This window comes from Pseudomonas typographi (assembly GCF_014694385.1).
Classification (GTDB): Bacteria; Pseudomonadota; Gammaproteobacteria; order Pseudomonadales; family Pseudomonadaceae; genus Aquipseudomonas; species Aquipseudomonas typographi.
Map to the genome: position 1 here is coordinate 62129 of NZ_JAAOCA010000021.1, position 19192 is coordinate 81320.

The 19192-nt window shown below is 64.2% G+C and carries 18 protein-coding genes; 10 read left to right on the forward strand and 8 right to left on the reverse strand.

Annotated elements, in window-relative coordinates:
* Positions 1–5: 5 nt before the first annotated feature.
* From HAQ05_RS16960 to HAQ05_RS16975, 4 genes are all read right to left on the reverse strand, one after another.
* Entirely contained in the window at positions 6–776 is a 771-nt protein-coding gene (locus HAQ05_RS16960; RefSeq protein WP_194719616.1) for a glucose 1-dehydrogenase, read from the reverse strand.
* Between the two features lie 54 nt (positions 777–830).
* On the reverse strand, positions 831–2111 hold the full coding sequence (locus tag HAQ05_RS16965; protein WP_190422759.1) for an MFS transporter: 1281 nt from the start codon (positions 2109–2111) through the stop codon (positions 831–833).
* Positions 2112–2536: 425 nt separating this feature from the next.
* The gene (locus HAQ05_RS16970; protein WP_190422669.1) at positions 2537–3724 is read right to left on the reverse strand and encodes an MFS transporter; all 1188 of its coding nucleotides are present in this window, start codon (positions 3722–3724) and stop codon (positions 2537–2539) included.
* Positions 3725–3937: 213 nt separating this feature from the next.
* Positions 3938–5260, reverse strand: coding sequence for an Nramp family divalent metal transporter (locus tag HAQ05_RS16975; protein WP_190422761.1), 1323 nt, complete (start codon positions 5258–5260; stop codon positions 3938–3940).
* A 233-nt stretch (positions 5261–5493) separates the two neighbouring features.
* On the opposite strand from HAQ05_RS16975, the gene rnd reads away from it, so the two are divergent.
* The 3 genes from rnd to HAQ05_RS16990 all read left to right on the forward strand — a co-directional run bounded on the left by rnd (position 5494) and on the right by HAQ05_RS16990 (position 7951).
* On the forward strand, positions 5494–6627 hold the full coding sequence (rnd, locus tag HAQ05_RS16980; protein WP_190422671.1) for a ribonuclease D: 1134 nt from the start codon (positions 5494–5496) through the stop codon (positions 6625–6627).
* Positions 6624–6917 carry a YcgL domain-containing protein gene (locus HAQ05_RS16985; protein ID WP_190422673.1) on the forward strand — a complete coding sequence of 98 codons (294 nt, stop codon included), beginning with the start codon at positions 6624–6626 and terminating at the stop codon, positions 6915–6917. The genes rnd and HAQ05_RS16985 overlap by 4 nt, the downstream gene beginning before the upstream one ends.
* 101 nt (positions 6918–7018) lie before the next feature.
* On the forward strand, positions 7019–7951 hold the full coding sequence (locus tag HAQ05_RS16990) for a D-2-hydroxyacid dehydrogenase (RefSeq protein ID WP_190422675.1): 933 nt from the start codon (positions 7019–7021) through the stop codon (positions 7949–7951).
* A 100-nt stretch (positions 7952–8051) separates the two neighbouring features.
* On the opposite strand, the gene HAQ05_RS16995 is transcribed toward HAQ05_RS16990, so the two are convergent.
* Positions 8052–8645 carry a nitroreductase family protein gene (locus HAQ05_RS16995; protein WP_190422677.1) on the reverse strand — a complete coding sequence of 198 codons (594 nt, stop codon included), beginning with the start codon at positions 8643–8645 and terminating at the stop codon, positions 8052–8054.
* A gap of 135 nt (positions 8646–8780) precedes the next feature.
* Here HAQ05_RS16995 and HAQ05_RS17000 point away from each other — a divergent pair, with 135 nt between their 5' ends.
* Positions 8781–9230, forward strand: coding sequence for a YcgN family cysteine cluster protein (locus tag HAQ05_RS17000; RefSeq protein WP_190422679.1), 450 nt, complete (start codon positions 8781–8783; stop codon positions 9228–9230).
* Positions 9231–9236: 6 nt separating this feature from the next.
* Here the strand turns inward: HAQ05_RS17000 and HAQ05_RS17005 are convergent, their stop codons facing one another.
* The 3 genes from HAQ05_RS17005 to HAQ05_RS17015 all read right to left on the reverse strand — a co-directional run bounded on the left by HAQ05_RS17005 (position 9237) and on the right by HAQ05_RS17015 (position 14006).
* Positions 9237–9587, reverse strand: coding sequence for a YgaP family membrane protein (locus tag HAQ05_RS17005; protein ID WP_190422682.1), 351 nt, complete (start codon positions 9585–9587; stop codon positions 9237–9239).
* Positions 9588–9794: 207 nt separating this feature from the next.
* On the reverse strand, positions 9795–11831 hold the full coding sequence (locus HAQ05_RS17010) for a prolyl oligopeptidase family serine peptidase (RefSeq protein ID WP_476705388.1): 2037 nt from the start codon (positions 11829–11831) through the stop codon (positions 9795–9797).
* A gap of 126 nt (positions 11832–11957) precedes the next feature.
* Complete coding sequence (locus HAQ05_RS17015; RefSeq protein ID WP_190422686.1) at positions 11958–14006, reverse strand: S9 family peptidase; 2049 nt, start codon at positions 14004–14006, stop codon at positions 11958–11960.
* Positions 14007–14074: 68 nt separating this feature from the next.
* Here HAQ05_RS17015 and HAQ05_RS17020 point away from each other — a divergent pair, with 68 nt between their 5' ends.
* The 6 genes from HAQ05_RS17020 to fliE all read left to right on the forward strand — a co-directional run bounded on the left by HAQ05_RS17020 (position 14075) and on the right by fliE (position 19184).
* The gene (locus HAQ05_RS17020) at positions 14075–14542 is read left to right on the forward strand and encodes an MFS transporter (protein WP_190422688.1); all 468 of its coding nucleotides are present in this window, start codon (positions 14075–14077) and stop codon (positions 14540–14542) included.
* An 11-nt stretch (positions 14543–14553) separates the two neighbouring features.
* Entirely contained in the window at positions 14554–15351 is a 798-nt protein-coding gene (locus tag HAQ05_RS17025) for a class II glutamine amidotransferase (protein WP_190422690.1), read from the forward strand.
* 9 nt (positions 15352–15360) lie between these two features.
* Complete coding sequence (locus tag HAQ05_RS17030) at positions 15361–15882, forward strand: DUF2937 family protein (protein ID WP_190422692.1); 522 nt, start codon at positions 15361–15363, stop codon at positions 15880–15882.
* A gap of 209 nt (positions 15883–16091) precedes the next feature.
* Entirely contained in the window at positions 16092–17270 is a 1179-nt protein-coding gene (locus HAQ05_RS17035) for a sensor histidine kinase (RefSeq protein ID WP_190422694.1), read from the forward strand.
* Positions 17270–18751 carry a sigma-54-dependent transcriptional regulator gene (locus HAQ05_RS17040; RefSeq protein ID WP_190422696.1) on the forward strand — a complete coding sequence of 494 codons (1482 nt, stop codon included), beginning with the start codon at positions 17270–17272 and terminating at the stop codon, positions 18749–18751. Before HAQ05_RS17035 ends, HAQ05_RS17040 begins: the two co-directional genes overlap by 1 nt.
* Positions 18752–18851: 100 nt before the next feature.
* Positions 18852–19184: a flagellar hook-basal body complex protein FliE gene (gene fliE, locus HAQ05_RS17045; RefSeq protein WP_190422698.1), complete on the forward strand. Its 333-nt coding sequence runs from the start codon at positions 18852–18854 to the stop codon at positions 19182–19184.
* Positions 19185–19192: the final 8 nt, after the last annotated feature.

A 19192-nucleotide genomic window follows, 5' to 3' on the forward strand; every position in this document is an offset into this window, starting at 1 on the left:
AAGTTTTACAAAGACGCCGTGATGGCGCCGTCGACGTAAAGCACGTGGCCATTGACGAAGCTCGCCGCGTCGCTGGCGAGAAATACCGCTGCGCCGGCCAGCTCTTCCACATTGCCCCAGCGGCGGCTGGGTGTGCGCTGCACCAGCCAACTGCTGAAGGCGTCATCGGCCACCAGCGCCGCATTGAGTTCGGTCTTGAAGTAACCTGGGCCGATGCCGTTTACGTTCAGCCCATGGGGGCCCCAATCGATGGCCATGCCCTTGGTAAGCATCTTCAGGGCGCCCTTGCTGGCCGCATAAGGGGCAATGCCTGGGCGGCCCAGTTCGCTTTGCACCGAACACACGTTGATGATCCGCCCATGGCCACGGGCGATCATGTGCTGGGCGACGGCCTGGCCGACCAGGAAGGCGCTGTCCAGGTTGGTGCGCATCAGTTGCTGCCACGCCTCGTAGGGGAATGCTTGCAAGGGCGCGCGGTGCTGCATGCCGGCGTTGTTCACCAGCACCTGCAATGGCCCCAGGTTTGCCTCGATCGCTTCCACCGCCGCCTTCACCGCCGCCGGGGAGGTTACGTCGAATGCTTGGCCATGGGCATCGAGCCCTTCGCTGCGCAGCGTGTCAACGGCGCCAGCCAGCGCGTCGGCGCGCCGGCCATTAAGCACCACCCGGGCGCCTGCCTGGGCCAACCCGCGGGCGATGGCCAAGCCGATGCCGGCGGAAGAACCGGTGACCAGCGCCCATTGGCCATCAAGACGAAAGCGGTCGAGTATGTTCATGATCGGCTCCCGGAATGTTATCGCCTATGAGCAAAGCACAAAACGCGCAAGCGGTTACTGGCCGGTCGCGACGGCTGCCGTGGCCCGGGCCGGAGGCTGTTCGCCGGCGGCCGGCTCGGCCACTTGGCGGGCCAGGGCCAAAATCACCACGGCGGCGCCGATGTCCAGCACCGCCAGGGCCACGAACAACGGGTTGTAGCCCACCTGCGTGACCAGCACACCCAATATCGCGGTAAACAGTGCGGCGCCGAGGAACCCGCACATGCCGCCCAGGCCCGTGGCGGTGGCCACCTCGTTTTTGCCGAAGGAGTCGGACGTGATCGAGTACAGCGCGCCGGAAAGCACCTGGTGGGCAAAACCACCGATGCACAGCAAAAGGATTGCCGTGTAGGGGCTGGCCGCCAGGCCGATGCAGCCCGGGCCAATCATGCACAGGCAACCGCTGAGCATCACCAGCTTGCGTGAGGTGAACAGCGACACCTTAAGGTGCTTGTGCAGCAGCGGCGAGAGGTATCCGCCCAGCACGCAACCCAGGTCTGCCGCCAAAAAGGGCAACCAGGCGAACAAGGCAATTTCCTTGATGTTCATGTGCCGTTCGGTCATCAAGTACAGCGGGATCCACGCATTGAAAGTTTGCCAGGCAGGCTCGGAGAGGAACCGCGCCAGGGCTACGGCGTAAAAGTTGCGCCGGCCGAACACCTTGCGCCACTGCGCACGGGCTTTGGGCGCATCTTTGAGGTGCGCTTCCTGCCCGGCGAGGATGTAGTCGCGCTCTTGCTCCGACAGTAATCGCTGCTCGGTGGGGTGCTTGTAGATCCACAGCCACAGCCCGCTCCATATCAGGCCGAAGGCGCCTACCAAGACGAACGCCAATTGCCAGCCACTGGTGAGGATGGCCCACACCACCAGGGGTGGGGCGATCAACGCCCCGAGTGAAGAGCCCACATTGAACCAGCCCAATGCCACCGAGCGTTCCTTGGCCGGGAACCACTCGGTAGTGGCCTTGACCCCCGCCGGAAACCCCGCTGCCTCGGTGACCCCGAGCATCCCGCGCAGGAACGCAAGGCTCTGCCAACCGGTGGCCAGTGCGGCGGCCGCGCACACCCCCGACCAAGCGATGGCGAAGCAGGCAAAGCCCATCTTGGTGCCGATAGCATCGACGATGTAACCGGCAACCGGTTGCATGAAGGCATAGCCCATCTGCCAGGCAACAACGATATGCGAGTACTGTTCGGTCGAGATGCTGAGCTGCGACATCATTGTTGGCGCCGCTACGGAAAGGGTATTGCGAGCCAGGTAATTGATGACCAGGCCTGCGATCATCAAGGAAACCATCCACCAGCGGATGCCTTTGATCTTCATGGTTGTTCACTCGGTATTGTTGTTATTGGGGTAAACGTGTACGGCGAAGTAGGTCGTCATATCACCTGACTTTTATAGCGGTCGGGTAAAAGGCTGTCAATTTACCAATGGCTCTAGTGCATGGTATTGCGGGGCTTGGTACAAGTTAGACAAACTTGGTAATGGTTGCGTTAACAGTTAAAATTTATGCTGGCATGGGATGAAGTCGGACAACGGAGTGTGGTGCGCCGAGGGAGCGCACACGCAATGCCCGATGAAATGTTGCTGCCGGGCAAGGCGCTGCGGCGAGCGCGACAGCGTCGGGCGATGAAGCGCAGCGAAGACGCGGCCCGGCACCAAAAGTTACCGGCAAAAGGCTGCAGCCACCTTTCGTGGCACCCAGGCGCCAGCGCCACCGGTTAGTTGCCGCCTTTCATCCGCCGCGCCACGGCATAAAGGCCAAACCCCACAAAGGCAGTGGCAGCGCCGATATAGCCAGTGCTGGTCCAGCCTAGCCCGGCGGTGATGGCCATGCCGCCCAGCCATGGGCCCAAGGCATTGGCCAGGTTGAAGGCGGCATGGTTGGAGGCAGCGGCCAGGCTCGGGGCGTCGGCGGCGATGTCCATCAGGCGGATTTGCAACGGTGCGGCCAGCGACACCATGCTGCCCACCAGCCCGATGCCCAGCACCACGCTCCACAGCGAACCGGCGGCGAACGGGAACAGCACCAGCACCAGCATGGCCCAGCCCAGCAGCAGGCCGACCGCGCGAAATTGCAACCGATCGAACAATTTGCCCCCGGCAATATTGCCGACGATGCCGCCGACACCAAACGCGGCCAGCCCGACCGGTATCCATTGCGGGCTAACCCGCGTGACCTCGAGCATGGTCGGGGCCAGGTAGCTGAATACGCAGAACATCCCGGCAAAGCCAATGGCGCCGATAGCCAGGGCCATCCACACTTGCGGCTGGGTAAAGGCGCGCAGTTCCTTGCGCGGGTCGCTGCGCGCCTCGCCAGGGGGTTGCGGCACGTACCGCCCGACCAAGAAGAGCGTGCACAGCGCGATCACGCCCACCAGGGCGAAAGCCGAACGCCAACCGAAGAGCTGCCCGAGCGCGGTGGCGATCGGGTTGCCCAGCAGCATGGCCAAGGTCAGCCCCATCATCACCCGCGCCACCGCGCCTGCGCGGTGGTTGGCTGCCACCCTGCTGGAGGCCACCACCGCGGCGATACCGAAGTACGCGCCATGGGGCAGCCCCGAGACAAAGCGCAACGCCACCAGCGCGCCGAAGCTGGGGGCAAAGGCCGTGGCCAGGTTGCCTAGTGCGTACAACGCCATCAATAGCAGCAACAGGTGCTTGCGTAGCAATGTGGCGCCGAGGATGGCGAGCAGCGGCGCGCCCACCATTACGCCCAAGGCGTAGGCACTGATCGCATGGCCCACCTGGGGTTCAGTCAGGTTCAGGTTGCTGGCGATGTTGGGCATCAGCCCCATGATCGCGAACTCACCCGTGCCGATGGCGAAACTGCCCACCGCCAGGGCCGCCTCCATTTTCGCGGCGGCGCGCCGAGGTAACACGGCCGGCGGGGTTTGCGGGATAGACATGCGACGCTCCGTTCAAGGGGGGGCTAGTGTGGTGCCTGGGGCGTTGGCTACACCATCTTTCTTGGCGGTGCCTGTTGTTGCCGGGCAGCGTTGCCCGGCAACAACAGGCACCGCCAATGTGCCAACGTCCAAACACTGCTCCAGGGAACCGCCCATGCTAAACAAACATCGGCGAAGGCGTCTAGCACGGGCTTTTTAGGAAGCGTACGGCCGTTAGCGGGACAGGCTGAAAGTGCCTACCAACAAATGCACGTTCAACACCACGATGATCGCCGCAATCAGCCAGGCAATGGCGCTCAAGGCTCGGCCAGCCACCAAGGGGCCCATCAATTGGCGGTCGGAAACGAACCGCACCAGTGGTATCACCGCTAATGGCAATTGCATTGACAGTATCACTTGGCTGAGCACCAGCAGTTTGGCCGTGCCGGTTTCACCATACCAGGCGGTGATCAACACCACCGGGGCCACCGCCAGGCAGCGTGTGAGCAGGCGCCGTGCCCAGCTCGGAATGCGCAGGCGCAAAAAGCCTTCCATCACGATTTGTCCAGCCAGGGTCGCGGTCACGGTCGAATTGATCCCCGACGCCAGCAGCGCCACGGCGAACAGCATCGAAGCGATGCCCACACCCAACATCGGCGACAGCAACTGGTAGGCTTGTTCGATGTCTTCGACATCGGTACGCCCCGCGGCATGGAACACCGTGGCGGCGGTGATCAGGATCGCGGCGTTGACGAACAGCGCCAGGGTGAGCGCCAGGGTACTGTCGGTGACCGCCCAGCGCAGGCCCTCTCGGCGGCCGGCCTCAGTACGCTCAAAGGCGCGGGTTTGCACGATAGAGGAGTGCAGGTAGAGGTTGTGCGGCATCACCGTAGCGCCCAGGATACCAATGGCCAAGTACAGCGCGGTGGGGTTGGTGACCACTTCGGCGCGGGGTATGAACCCGGCCAGCACGGCCGCGATCGGTGGTTGGCTCAGCATCATTTGCGCGATAAAACACAGGAAAATCAGCCCCAGCAGGCTTGCCACGAAGGCCTCCAGGGCGCGAAAGCCCTGGCGCATCAGCAACAGGATGAGAAACACATCGAGCGCGCAGAGTACCGCGCCCCACAGCAGGGGGATCCCGAACAGCAGCTTCAGGGCGATGGCGGTGCCGATCACTTCTGCCAAGTCGCAGGCGATGATGGCGATTTCACAAGCCAGCCACAGCAGGATGTTCACCGGCTTTGAATAGCGTTCACGGCAGGCTTGGGCCAGGTCCAGCCCGGTAGCGATACCCAGCCGCGCGGCCAGCGCCTGCAGCAGCATGGCCATCAGGTTCGACAGCAGTATCACCGACAACAACAGGTAGCCGAACCTGGACCCTCCGGCCAGGTCCGTGGCCCAGTTGCCAGGGTCCATATAGCCCACCGCAACCATATAACCCGGGCCGGCGAAGGCCAGCAGGCGGCGCAGCCAACTGCCGCCGCGGGGCACCGCCACGCTGGCGTTGAGCGGGCCCAGGCTGGGCGGGCCATAACCCACGGCGCGTCGCAGCAGTTCGGGCTCGCCGTCTTCGGCCGGGTATTGGGGTTGTGCGTCGGGTTCGGCCACGTCAGGGAGCACTCGGCGGGTGGGCGGGCATTGCTGTTCAGAGCGTGGGGCGGCCCCCGATGTTCCCCACGGTTTGCGCTAAGCCAGCATCGGCGCCTGCCTGGCACCGCCCCATCGCGAGTGACCGCCAGGTGGCGCGCATCGCGTATACTGCCCGGCATTGTCCGAGGGAGTACCCTGTGTCCATCGAAATCCACTGGATCCGCGACGACGCCACGCTGGCCAGTCACTGCCAGCACTGGCGTACATTGCCCTTTATCGCCGTCGACACCGAATTCATGCGGGTGGATACGTTTTACCCGCAAGCCGGCCTGGTGCAGGTCAGTGACGGGGTGGCCGCCTACCTGATCGACCCGCTGTGCATCGAACGGTGGGCGCCGCTGGCTGAATTGTTGGCTGCCCCCGCCGTGCTCAAGGTGCTGCATGCCTGCAGCGAAGACCTCGAAGTGTTGCAACGCCTGACCGGCACGGTGCCGTTGCCGTTGTTCGACACGCAATTGGCCGCCGGTTACCTGAACCTGGGGTTTTCCATGGGCTATTCGCGCTTGGTGCAACAGGTGTTGGGCCTGGAACTGCCTAAGGGCGAGACCCGCTCCGATTGGCTGCAGCGGCCGCTGGCCGAGGCGCAGGTGAGCTATGCCGCCGAAGATGCCCTGCACCTGGCCGAGCTCTATGTGGCGCTGAGCCCACGGCTGGGCGTGGAAAAACACGCTTGGGTGCTCGAAGATGGCGAAGAACTGGCGCAACAGCCCACCCGCGAAGTGAACCCGCGCGAGCTGTACCGCGACGCGAAGATGGCCTGGAAACTGTCGCCGAGCCAACTGGCGGTGCTGCGTGAGTTGTGTGCCTGGCGCGAGTTGCAAGCACGTGAGCGCGATGTACCGCGCAACCGGGTGCTTAAGGAAAGCAGCCTGTGGCCGTTGGCACGCTTCCAGCCGGCCAACCTCACCGCCATGGCCAAGATCGAAGACATGCACCCGCGCACGCTGCGCCAAGACGGCGAGGTGCTGCTCGAGCTGATCCAGCAGGCGGCCAGCCTGCCCGAGGCGCAATGGCCTGCGGCCTTGCCCGAGCCACTGCCACTGGAAGCCTCGGCCGTGCTCAGGCAACTGCGGGCCATCGGCCAAGCCGAAGCCGAGCGGTTAGGCATTGCGCCGGAACTGGCGTTGCGCAAGAAAACCCTTGAAGCCTTGCTCAAGTCGGGGTTCCCCCATGGCCCCTACCAGTTGCCCGACTCACTGCGTGGTTGGCGCCGCCAGCGCTTGGGGCAAAAATTGCTCGATGCCCTGGCCGGTAGTAAGGAACACCCATGAAACGTATCTGTTCGATCTACAAAAGCCCCCGCAAACGCGAGATGTACCTTTACACCTTGAAGGCCGATGGGCTGGCGCGCCTGCCCGAGGGCTTGCTCAGCCTGTTCGGTACGCCGCAGCATGCGTTCGACTTGGTATTGAGCCCGGCACGCACGCTGGCCCGGGAGGATATCCACAAAGTGCTGGAAAACCTCGACGGCCAGGGTTACCACCTGCAGATGCCGCCGCCGGAAGAAGACTACATCGAACATTTGCCTGACGAGTTGCTGCGACGTAACGACCCGATCTAAGCCACTGCGATGCGGCGCTTTGCGGCGTCGATTTCACTGTAAGCGGCCGCCGTACCACAGTAGGCTTGGCGCTTTTCGTTGGTCTTTCACAAGGTTTCACCATGCGCGTTCTCATCGCGGAGCAACACTTCGCCACCTATGCTCGCCTGCTCGACCAGCAGGCCCCTTGGCTCGAAGTGCTTACCAGTGACGATTCTGCCGTCCTCGCCGAGCAAGCCGCGCAATGCGCCGTCTGGCTGGGCGAGCCAGCCCTGTTGGCCGGCCTGTTGCGCCAGGGCAACCAGCCTCGCTGGGTACAGTCGACGTGGGCTGGCATCACCCCGCTGTTGGCCCCGGCCCTGCCACGGGATTACCTGCTAACCCGGGCGGTCGGCATTTTCGGCCAGGTCATGGCCGAATACGTGCTCACCTATATGCTCAACCATGAACGGATGGTGCTGTCGCGCTTGGTCAGCCAGGTCGAGCGCAAGTGGGACAATCGCCTGCCGGCGAGTTTGCGTGGCCGCCGGGTGCTGATCGTGGGGGTGGGTGACATCGGCCAAAGCGTGGCGCGGTTTCTCGCACCGTTTGGCGTAATGCTCTATGGCATCGCCCGGCAAGCGCGTGAGCTGGCGCCGTTCATCGAAGTGGCCGAACTGGAGCAATTGGGCCGCTTAGTGGGCGAGGCCGATTACGTGATTAATTTGCTGCCACACACCGCACACACCGACGACCTCTACAATGCCGAGCTGTTTGCCCGTTTTAACCCCGAGGCGCTGTTCATCAACGCCGGGCGCGGCACTTCGGTGGTCGACGCCGACTTGGTCGAAGCGCTGAAAATGGGCCATGTGGCCGGTGCCGTGATCGATGTGTGCCGCCAGGAACCTTTGCCCCAGCGGCACCCCTTCTGGACGGCCTGGGGCCTGCTGCTCACCGGCCACAGCGCGGCCCCTTCCTCGCCGGACTTGATGGTCGCGCTTTTTTTACAAAACCTTGAAGCGTTCCAGGCGGGTACGCCGCTGCAGGGCCAAGTGGATTTCGACCGGGGGTATTGAAGCGGGTGGGGTTGTTTCAGCGGTGCGCACACAAATTGTGTCCCCAACTGCTGAAACACCCCGCCGAGGTGGCGCACCGAGGTGGCGCACCTAGGTGGCATTAGAGGCTGAAGTTACCTTCCGCTGCAATTTCCCCTACCGGCTTGCGCGGGCTCGGCAGTTCCCGGGCCTGCAGCCCTTGCGGCAGGCTGGCCTTGTCGCCGAGCTTGCCGATCGCGACGGCGGCATGCAGTACGTAGCCGTCGGGTATCTGCAGCTCTTTACGGGTCAAATCCTGATCGAAGCCGGCCATGCCGTGGGTGTACCAACCGTCGAGGCTGGCTTGCAGGGCGAGGTGTGCCCAGGCCGAGCCAGTGTCGAAGGTGTGCCACAGGGCAGGGCTTTCTTCGCTGGCACCAGGGGCGGTGAACGTGGTTTTCGAGATCACGATCACCAGCGCGGACGCATGCTGCGCCCAGCCGCGGTTGAACTCATTGAGCAACCCCAGAAAACGCTGCCAGTTCGGCGTGTCGCGGCGTGCATAGAGAAACCGCCACGGCTGCGAGTTGTACGCCGAGGGCGCCCAGCGTGCCGCCTCGAAAAAGCCCAGCAGGGTTGTTTCCGGGATCGGCTCGGCGTTGAATGCGCGAGGTGACCAGCGATTGATGAATTGCTCGTGAATGGCGTAATCGGCGATACGTGGGCTGTCGCTCATGGCAAGTTCCTTAGCGGGTGAGGGGGTACGTCGCCACGCGGCGTCCGTCAAAGCCGCTAAAGCTACTGCGATGCCCGGCCGATGACAAGTGAACCGGTGCGCCGTAGACTAGCGCGCCATGAATATAGGTGCGCCATGGCTGCCAGCGTAGAGCCCTTCTGGATTCACAAAACCCTCGACCAGCTCGACGCGAGGGAGTGGGAGTCGCTGTGCGATGGCTGTGGCTTGTGTTGCCTGCAAAAGCTCGAAGATGAAGACGACCACAGCGTGTATTACACGCGCATCGCCTGCAAGCTGCTCGACCTGAACAGTTGCCAATGCCGCGATTACGCCCACCGGCGCAGCCAAGTGCCCGATTGCATCCAACTTACCGCCGCGCAAGCCGACCAGTTCAAGTGGTTACCGCCCACCTGTGGCTACCGCTTGGTGGCCGAGCGCAAACCCTTGCCGGCATGGCACCACCTAGTGTGCGGCGATCGCGAGCAGGTTCACAAACAACGGGTGTCGCAGGCTGGGCGCATGCTCAGCGAAACAGCGGTAGCCGAAGACGACTGGGAAGATTACCTGATCTTCCGCGCCGGCTGATCAAGGCTATTTGGGCGCGAGCGGGTCCTCGCCGATGACCGTGGTGGTTTCGGTGGCAGCCACGGCGCTGTCCTTCAGGCTTTGCAGTTCGGCACCGGCGCCCTCGATGCGCGCGCGAATGGCATCCAGGTCTTGCCGGCCTTTCTCGAAAATGTCCTTCGTCTTGCTGTAACCGGTGTAACCGCGTGCCAGTGCGGCCCCGCCTATGGCCACTTGCAACAGCCCGAGCAGGCCGCCGCGGGCCACGCCCTTGCCTACCAGCACCACGCCGGCGGCCAGCGAGCCTGCGCGCTCCCAGCCATGAACATTCTGAGGTTGTGTGACATCGGTAAGGTCGGCGACGGAACGGCGGCTCATGATCGGCTCCACTGTGGGAAAGGGAAATATCACACTAGCTGACCGGCCCGGCGCACTGATCGTTCCGTTCAACGCACCTTCTACCAGCCGGCCATGTACCGGCGCCTGCACAAAGCACGGCCCAGGCGCGAACCACCATGGCGCTAGCGCACGCTTCGGCCAGCAACCGCGCGGGCGAGCCGCACTGGAAAGGGTTGGCGTGGTTTTTCAGAGTTCATCGGGTGCGGGAAGGGCAGGCTGTGGTCGATCTCCCAGCAGGCTTTTAGCCAAACCCATGGCGTGGAAAATGAACGCGTATTCCAATGCGTCCCGGCGGATCCGCTCATAGCGGCCGGGCCCCGCCCCATGGGTGCCTTGCAAGTCGAGGTAGAACAGCAATGGGTTACTGTCGGTTTTGCTGGCGCGCAATTTGGCCACCCATTTGGCGGGCTGCCAATAGGGGACCACCGGGTCTTGAAAGCCCGCAGTCACCAGCAACGCCGGATACGCCTGGGCGGCCACGTTCTCGTAAGGGGAATAGGCTTTTATCCAAGCATGGGCGTGGGGCTCGCGCGGGTCGCCCCATTCGCCGTATTCGGTGGTCGTCAAGGGCAGGCTGGGGTCGAGCATCGCGGTTAATGGGTCGACGAATGGCTGGTGGGCAACGGCCACTTTGCACAAGCCCGGGCGTTGGTTAAGCGTGGCGCCGATCAGTAACCCACCGGCGCTTTCACCGCGGATCGCCAGCCCTTCGGGCGTGGTCCAGCCCTGGTCGAGCAGGTAGTGGGCGCAGGCGATGAAGTCATCGATGCTGTTTTGCTTGTGCTCGCCTTTGCCGGCTGCGTGCCAAGGCTCGCCCAGCAGCCCGCCGCCACGCACGTGGGCAATGGCCACGGCGAAGCCGCGGTCGATCAAGCTCAGGCGTGAATAGGAGAACGCTGGCTCTTGGGTCACCCCATAAGCACCGTAACCGGTTAATAGCACCCGCAACGGGCGGCGGGTGGCGTGGTCCTTGCGCAGCACCAGGCTGATCGGCACGCCCGTGCCGTCAGGGGACGTGGCCTGCAGGCGCAGGGTGGTGTAACGCTCGCTGGCAAAGTTACCCAGCACCTCCATTTGTTTGATCAGCCGGTGTTCACCCGTGGCCAAGTCGAGCCAACGCACCTGCCGTGGCGTCGCCAACGACTCGTGCACCAGCAGCATGGCCGGGCTTTCGAAGGCCAATGGGGCATGCACACCCAGCAGGTACACGTCATCAGGTACCTGGATCGGCACCGGCGCGGCACCTTGGCGGTGTATCTCAAGGCTTGGGCGCCCCTGTTTGCGCAGGCTCAACACCACAGCGTGGTGGTTCAAATCCATGCCTTCGATCGCCACGTCGTCTTCGGGCGCGGCCAGCCATTGCCACTGCTCGCGGCTGGGCAGGCTGCCGTGGTCCGGCGCGTGGCGAACGTTCAACGGCGCGCCGCCGGCGCTGGTGTGGTCGAACCAGTGCCAGGCAGCGCCCCAGCGGCCGTGGTCGACCACCCCTTTGTGCTGTTGCTGCCGGGGCAACAGGCAGGCGAAGGGGCGTTCGGGCGCTCGGGCATCGAGCACCCAGGTTTCGCTCGATGTTTTACTGGCGCAACGCAGTATCAGCCAGCGCCCCGAGCGGCTGCGTGAGCAGTGCAGGTTAAAGCGGTTGTCGTGCTCTTCGAAGGCCAACTGTGCCAGCGCCTCGCCCAGGCGATAACGGTACAGGCGGTTGCTGTGCTGCGTGGTGGTGGTGGCGAAAAACAGCGTGTGGCTGTCGGCTGCCCAGGCCACGCTGCCATCGAACGGCGCGCCGGGCGGCGGCACCGGCCGCACTAGGCCCGTGGCGAGGTCCTGGATAAAAAGCCCGCTGCCGGCGGCGGCGATTACGCTGTAGGCCAAGTAGCGTTGGTCAGGGCTCGGCGCCACAGCGCCAAAAGCGATCGGTGCGCCGTTGGCCATGGCATTGGGGTCGAGCAACAACTGTTCGGTATTGGGGTCAACCTCCAATGCCGTAGCGGTGAGGTGCCGGCAACGGTAATAGCGCGCCATGCTTTCGCCCTGCAGCTTGCGAAAGTAGTAGAGGTAGCCACCAAACGGTTGGGGCACCGAGGCGTCGGCGTCGCGGTAGCGGCCCTTGATCTCCTCGAACAAACGGCCCTGTAATACGCGGGTGTGGTCCATCCACGCATCGAAATAGGCACGTTCCTCGCCAAGGTAGGCACGGGTCGCGGTTGCGCTCGCGCTACGCAGCCAGTTTACGGGTCGCTGCCTTGAGCCGGTGCAGCGGAGGGAAGCGCTATCGCCATGGGAAAGCCTCCGTGTGAGGGGAGGCGACATCTTAGGTGCGCGGCAAGCCCGGCGGGTGAGCAATAATGCTCATCCCGGTAAAAGGTTCAGCGCCTTGAACACGAATGCGTATTCCAGGGCCACGTCTTTGAGCGCTTGGTAGCGCCCGCTCATGCCGCCGTGGCCGGCACCCAGCTCGGTCTTGAGCAGCAGCAGGTTATCGTCGGTTTTGTTGGCACGCAGGCGGGCGACCCATTTGGCCGCTTCCCAATACTGCACGCGGCTGTCGTTGTAACCGGCTACCACCAGCATTGCCGGGTACGCCTGGGCTACCACGTTTTCGTAGGGCGCATAGGCCTTGATGCGCTTATACACCGCTGGGTCTTGCGGGTTGCCCCATTCATCGTACTCGGTCACCGTGAGCGGAAGCTCCGGGTCGAGCATGGTGTTGAGGGTGTCGACGAAGGGCACTTCGGCGATAGCGGCGGCAAACAGCTCCGGGCGCTGGTTGAGCACCGCACCGATCAACAGCCCACCGGCGCTGCCGCCGCTGATCACTAATTGCGCTGGCCGGGTGATGCCTTCGGCGATCAGGTGCTCGGCACAGGCGATGAAATCACCGAAGGTGTTCTGTTTGTGCGCTTGTTTGCCCGCGCGGTACCAAGCTTCGCCCAGTTCGCCGCCGCCGCGCACGTGCGCGATGGCGAAGGCGAACCCGCGGTCGAGCAGGCTCAGGCGCGCGTGGGAAAACCACGGGTCGAGGTTACTGCCATAGGCGCCATAGCCGTAAAGGTACAGCGGCACGGGTTGGCCCACGCTGTCGCGGCGGCGCACCAGGCTGATAGGCACTTGGGTGCCGTCCGCCGCGGTGGCCCAGAGGCGCTGGCTTATATAGGCATCCGGGTCGAACGCCCCAAGCACCGGGATCTGCTTGAGCACTGCCTGCTCGCCACTGGCCAGCGCCAGCTGGCGCACCTGCGCCGGGCGGTTGAGCGCTTCATAGCGCAGGCGCATGTGCGCGCCTTCGAACTCCAAGGTGTCCTGAATGTACAGGCTGTAGGCCGCATCGGGCAATTGCACGCGGTAGGCGGGCGAGGCCTGCGGGTGCACTTCGATCACCGGCAGGCCGCCCTCGCGCAGGCTTAGTACGTAGGCTGCATGGTTCAGGCTGACGCCGTCGAGCATCACCTGGTCGCGGTGGGGCACTTGTTCTTGCCAGCGGTCGCGGGTCGGCGGCAGGCCGTCGTCGGCCACCTGATACAGGGCGAAGTTGATCCCCGGGGCGTTGCTGCGGATAAACCAATGCCAGTCGCCGTCGAGCTTGCCGTGGTCCACGTCGTATTCGTGGCCTTCGGCCCTGGGCGCCACGCACACGAAGGGCTGCGCGGGCGTGGCAGCGTCGAGGACCCACGCCTCGCTGGTGGTTTTGCTGCCCAACTGCAAAACCAGTTGGCGTTCGGAGCTGGAGCGGTAGCAATGCAGGAAGAAGCGCCCGTCGGGCTCTTCGAATACCTGCGCCGGTTGCGCCTCGCCAAGCCGGTAGCGATGCAGGCGGAATGGGCGTTGGGTATCGTCGAGGGTGGCAAAGAACAGCGTTTGGCTGTCGTTTGCCCAGGTCATGCTGCCGTCGCAGTCGTCGAAGGGCAGTTCGGTGACGGCGCCGCTGGCCAACTCTTTGACGAACAGCCGGTAGATTTCATCGCCGGCCGTGTCCAGGCTATAGGCCAGGCGCTGCTGGTCAGGGCTGACACTCACCGTGCCCAGCGACAAAAAGCCCCCCGCGGCTAGCGCGTTAGGGTCCAACAGCAGTTGTTCACCGTGCTCGCTCACCGCCAAGCTGCCATCTGCCGGCCGCTGGTGGCGATAATGCCGGGCGTATTCATCACCGGCGGTGGTGCGGGTGTAATACAGCCATGGGCCCCAGGGCGAGGGCAGCGACAGGTCGGTTTCGCGGATACGGCCCTTGATCTCTTCGAACAACTGTTCGCGCAGCGGTTGCTCGTTGGCCAGTTGCGCGTCGAGGTAGGCATTCTCAGCGTTCAGGTAGGCCAGCACTTCAGGTGCGTCGCGGGCTTGCAACCAGGCATACGGGTCGGCGCCGGGGCCTGGCCGGGCGATGGGCGCGGGGGAGGTCGACATGGCGGGCAGCGTCCTTTGGCAAAAGCCGTTATCATAAGCGCCAATTCGCCTGCCGTCGCCCGAACACCATGACAGAAAACGATTACTTGATTGCCTGGGGCATCTACGCCTTCGCCGCCCTCGGTTGCCTGCTCGTCTGGTTCCGCCTCACCCGTTGGATGTGGCGTTGGCTGCGTGAGCCGTTGCGCCTGCTGGCGGCCGTCGCGGTCTGCACGCCCACCGCGGTCGACAGTTCCAGCGCCAAGCTGGCCCCGGCCATCGCCATCGCCGCCCTGGACATCCTCTTCAAAGACACCAGCCACCTTTGGCAAACGGCGCCCATACTGGCGATGTACGCCGCTATCGCCATGGCCGCGTACCTGCTGTTCGCCCTGGTGCGCTGGCCGCTGGAACGCCACAGCCGTGCGCGGCGTGCCGAGCAAGCGCGCCAGGCACCCAACCAAGGCGACGAATCTCCCCGGCCCGCGCCTGAGCCCGAAGCGGCGTTGCGCGCGCCACCGGCCAGCCCACCTGGCCGGGTCGAGCCGCGCGTGTAAAGGGGCTAGCCATGTGCGAATTGCTTGGCATGAGTGCCAACGTGCCCACCGATATCGTGTTCAGTTTCACCGGCCTGATGCAGCGCGGTGGCCGTACCGGCCCACACCGCGACGGTTGGGGCATTGGTTTTTACGAAGGCCGTGGCCTGCGACTGTTCCAGGACCCGGCGGCCAGCAGTGAATCGCAAGTGGCGCAACTGGTGCAGCGTTACCCGATCAAAAGCGAAGTGGTGATCGGCCATATTCGCCAGGCCAATGTGGGCCGGGTATGCCTGGCCAATACCCACCCCTTCGTGCGCGAAATGTGGGGGCAGAACTGGTGCTTTGCCCATAATGGCCAACTGGCCGGCTTCGCACCGCTGCCGGGCTTTTACCGGCCGGTAGGCGATACCGACAGTGAAGCGGCTTTTTGCGACCTGCTCAACCGCTTGCGCCAGGCGTTCCCCGAGCCGGTGCCGGTGCCGGTGCAGGCGATGTTGCCGGTACTGGTGGCGGCCTGCGCACAGTACCGTGAAAAGGGTGTATTCAACGCCTTGCTCAGCAACGGCGACTGGCTGTTTTGCTTTTGTTCGACCAAGCTGGTTTACATTACCCGCCGCGCACCGTTTGGCCCGGCCCGGCTCAAGGACGTAGACATCAGCGTCGACTTCCACGCCGAGACCACCCCCAACGATGTGGTGACGGTGATCGCCACCGAGCCATTGACCGACAACGAAGCCTGGCAACCTTATGGCGCCGGCCAATGGGCGCTGTGGTGCCAGGGTGAATGCGCCGCACAGGGCGCCAGTGAATGCGGTACCACGGAGTAAGGGCACGCCATGCTGCGCAGCTACATGCGATTGATCGTTTTCGCCATCGGCCTGCTGGTAGGTGTGCAATGGCCGGGGCTGCTCAATGAATACACGGTCCGGGTGCAGGCGCACTTGACCGAGGCGCGCAATGCCTTACAGGGCTTCAGCGATACCGCGGCGAAGTTCTTCAACGGTGACTTGCAGGCGCTGGTACAGCATTACCAAGGCAGTGACGACCCAGTGTTTCGCAGCGACGCGCAAAGCATTTCTGCTCTGGTCAGCCGTGAGGCTGCTTTGCGGGCCGAATGGGAGGCGCTGCAAGGGCCGTGGTACCAACGCAGTTGGCATGTGCTGAGCGCTGCCGATGGGCAGATCCGCGACGAAACGCTCCAGGGCTATAACTACCAAGTGCCGCTGGCGCCGCAGGCCATCGCCTGGGGTGTGGGCATTGCGGTGTTGCTGGCCCTGGCCTTCGAATGGCTGATGATCGGCATCGGCTACACCTTTGGTATTCGCCGGCACACGCCGGTACCGGAAAGCTGGCGCTGAAACCGCAGGCTTCGGTTGCAGGGTGCACGCGCTAACCCCCTGCGCGCCCTTAGGGTCTATGGCGCCAACCCCTTGACGCTGGCGGGCACGCTGGCGCGGGTGCGCCCCCGCACCGCGCATGTTCCGGCGTTTGGCGCGGCCCGGCACGTCAATTGCACTGTGGCTCGGGTCCATACCGTTTGCTGACGGTTAGCCATTGAGAGCGCACGATGTCCCAGGCCGTTCCTAACCCAGAAGTGACCGACGCCCCGACGCCGGAGCCGCCGGACTTGAACCAGGCGTTCGCCTTGTTCAACAAAGTGTCGGCGCAGTTGAGCGATTCGTACAGCTTGCTCGAAAGCCGCGTGAGCGCGCTTAAAGGGGAGTTGGCCGAGAGCACGCAGCGCCGCCTTGATGAGTTGGCCGCCAAAGAACGCTTGGCTGGGCGCCTGCAAAGCTTACTTGATGTGCTTCCGGCGGGGGTGGTGGTGCTCGACGCCCACGGGCGGGTGGCCGAAGCCAACCCCGCGGCGCAGGCCCTGCTCGGCGAGCCGCTGGTGGGTGAGGCGTGGCGGCGGGTGATTGCCCGCTGCTTTGCGCCCCGGCGGGACGACGGCCACGAAATCTCGCTGCGCGACGGCCGCCGGTTATCGATTGCTACCCAGTCGTTGCACGGTGAGCCCGGCCAATTGGTGGTGCTCAACGACCTTACCGAAACCCGGCGGATGCAGGATGAACTGGCGCGCCATGAGCGGCTGTCGTCGCTTGGGCGCATGGTCGCTTCGCTCGCCCACCAGATTCGCACGCCGTTATCGGCGGCCATGCTCTATGCCGGGCACCTGCAAGACCAGGCACTGCCTTTGGATACCCAGCAACGTTTCGCCGGGCGGCTCAAAGAGCGCTTGCATGAGCTGGAGCACCAAGTGCGTGACATGTTGATCTTCGCCCGGGGCGAGCTGCCGATGCATGACCGCCTCACCCCCGCCGACCTGTTCATGGCCCTGCGCCGCGCCGCCACCAGCCACACCGAAGGGGCGGCGGTGCGGTGGCAATGCGATGTGCAGGGCAGGGTGCTGCTGTGCAACCGCGACACCTTGGTCGGGGTGCTGTTGAACCTGATCGACAACGCCCTGCAAGCCAGCGCCCAGGGCGCAAAGCTGAAGGTGCACCTGTACTTGCGCGGTAACGCCTTGCGCCTGAGCGTCAGCGACCGTGGCAGCGGCATTGCACCCGCCACCTTGGCACGCCTGGGCGAGCCATTTTTTACCACCAAGGCCACCGGGACCGGGCTAGGCCTAGCCGTGGTCACCGCGGTCGCCCGTGCCCACGGTGGCGAGCTGCGGCTGCGCTCGCGGCTGGGGCGTGGCACCTGTGCCACCGTGGTGTTGCCGTTGGGCGAGGAGGTGTGATGAGCAACAAAGTGCTGTTGGTAGAAGACGACCGGGCCCTGCGCGAAGCGCTGGCCGATACGCTGGCCTTGGCCGGCCACGATTACCGTGCGGTGAGCAATGCCGAGGCGGCGCTGCAGGCGGTGGCCAGCGAGCCCTTTAGCCTGGTGCTGAGCGATGTGAATATGCCCGGCATGGATGGGCACGGCTTGTTGGCTCGCCTGCGCGCCAGCCAGCCGCAACTGCCGGTGGTACTGATGACCGCCTACGGTGCGGTGCAGCGGGCGGTCGAGGCGATGCGCCAAGGGGCGGCCGATTATCTGGTTAAACCGTTCGAACCGGCAGCCTTGCTCGAAGTGGTGGCGCGCCACGGCCTGGGGCAATTGCCCAGCACCGCCGATGATGGCCCGATAGCCCAGGCGCCGGCCAGCCAGCGCCTGCTGGCGTTGGCCGCGCGGGTGGCCCGCAGCGACTCTACCGTGCTGATTTCCGGCGAGTCGGGCACGGGCAAGGAGGTGCTGGCCCGGTACATTCACCAGCAGTCGGTTCGGGCCTCGGCACCCTTTATCGCCATCAACTGTGCGGCGATCCCCGACAACATGTTGGAGGCTACGCTGTTCGGCCACGAAAAAGGCTCGTTCACCGGCGCCGTCGCCGCGTCGCCGGGCAAGTTCGAGCAGGCCAACGGCGGCACACTGCTGCTCGATGAAATTTCCGAAATGCCGCTGGCCCTGCAGGCTAAGCTGCTGCGCGTGCTGCAGGAGCGCGAAGTCGAGCGGGTTGGCGCCCGCCGCGCGATCAGCCTGGACATCCGGGTGTTGGCTACCACTAACCGGGACCTGCACGCAGAAGTGGCCGCCGGGCGTTTTCGTGAAGACCTTTATTACCGTTTATCGGTGTTCCCGCTAGCGTGGCAGCCACTGCGCGAACGGCGCGGCGACATTCTGCCGTTGGCTGAAAAATTGCTGGCCAAACACGCCGGCAAAATGAAACTAGGCCAAGTGCAACTCGACGAAAGCGCCCGCGCCTGCCTATTGGCCTATGCCTGGCCAGGCAACGTGCGCGAGCTGGACAACGCCATCCAACGCGCGTTGATCCTGCAACAAGGCGGGCGTATTCACGGTGATGACTTCTGCCTGGCGGGGGTACCGGCCCCGCTGCTGAGTGTTGATTTATTGACGGGGCGGCCCTCCGCGGGGCGGCCCTCCGCCGCCCAGCCCTGCGCCGTATTCCTCCCAGCCCAGCCGTTCACCGGTCAGCCGTCGGAAGGGGCGAAACCCACACAAGGCGGTGAGGTCACCCCTAGTGACAGCGCTGAAGGCTTGGGCACCGACCTGCGCCGGCGCGAGTTCGAAGTGATCATCCACACCCTGCGCAGTGAGCGGGGGCGCCGCAAGGAGGCCGCCGAGCGGCTTGGCATTAGCCCACGCACCTTGCGCTACAAGTTGGCGCAGATGCGTGACGCGGGCATGGACGTAGATGCCCACCTGTTTGCCAGCTGAAACACGTATCAGCTTCGTAGGCTTTGGCATCGCTCTTGCTACTTCACTGGCAGCGAGCTGTTTAAGCGTCAATTTTCTGCAAGGCCGGGAGATCTATTGCATGAGCCAGGGTATCGAATTCAACCGTTTGATGATGGACATGCGCGCCATGCAGATGGAGGCGATGGGCAGCACCCAAAGTGCCGCCGCTGCCAGCCAAACCGAGGGTGGCAGCAGCTTCGCTGACTTGCTCAGCGGTGCGGTGAACAAGGTCAACGACACCCAGCAGGCGGCCGACCAATTGGCCAATGCCTTCGAAATCGGTACCCAGGGCGTGGACCTGACCGATGTGATGGTTTCGTCGCAAAAGGCCAGCGTTTCGTTCCAGGCGCTGACCCAGGTGCGTAATAAGCTGGTTCAGGCTTACCAAGACATCATGCAGATGCAGGTGTGAGGGCGTTT